Raw genomic sequence first — 770 nt, forward strand, 5'->3', positions numbered from 1 at the left:
CCTTGTCTCCGGCCTTGATCGTCGTCCGCACCGACGTCGATTGAAGGCGATCCAGCGCTTCCTGCAGGAGCTGATATGATCGCTTCCCGGTGCCGCGGCCGGCCAGGCGAAGAAAATCGTAGGCGTGGAACTGAATCGTGGCCGTCGGGGTCTGCCCGCGTTCGATCTGCTCATTGATAAGGCTGGCACAATAGATCATGACGTCTTTGTCCCAGATCGTGGCAATTCCCTTGTGGCCGGCCCGGACCTCGACACGGATCCCGCGCTTGGGATTCTCGTAGATCATCGGCTCATAACGCGCCTGCTTCGCGAGCGCAAAATGCGGAAACTCCATCAGGTCGCGCTGGTCTTTGACCGGCGCGTCGATGATCGAGGTTAGAAATAGGTCGACCTGATGATCTGAAGCCATATGCGATTGTGAGCGATGTTCCGTGTGTTGTCATTAAATGTGGTCAAAGTTCCGAATTTCTGGGCGGCAGAACGTGTCCGATGTTCCGAACACGATGTGTCTGATGTTCCGAATCGCTCTCAAGACGATTTTTTCCTCTGCATCGGCCGCCATCTCGGCACTTGCCGGAAAGGGCAGGCCAAAACCGCCGCCTCGGCCATCGCCGAGCATAAGGGTCTTAGAGCTAGGTCTTATTTCGGATGTTTGGAGGCGCCGGCATGGCTTTGCCATGCTGATCGGCGCCAATCCTCGGGCTTGGGCGATCCATGTTGGGTGCCGTTAGGCGCCCTTTATTATTAATAATATTGACGTGTTTCACCGG

General features: G+C 56.2%; 1 protein-coding gene. It reads right to left on the reverse strand.

Annotated features, from left to right (window positions below; all coding sequences use genetic code 11):
* Positions 1 to 409, reverse strand: a 409-nt coding sequence (locus IG168_RS20460; protein WP_193166458.1) for a replication initiator protein A, incomplete at its 3' end; no start/stop codon positions are given.
* Between the last annotated feature and the right edge of the window lie 361 nt (positions 410 to 770).

Source organism: Microbulbifer hainanensis (assembly GCF_014904735.1).
GTDB lineage: Bacteria > Pseudomonadota > Gammaproteobacteria > Pseudomonadales > Cellvibrionaceae > Microbulbifer > Microbulbifer hainanensis.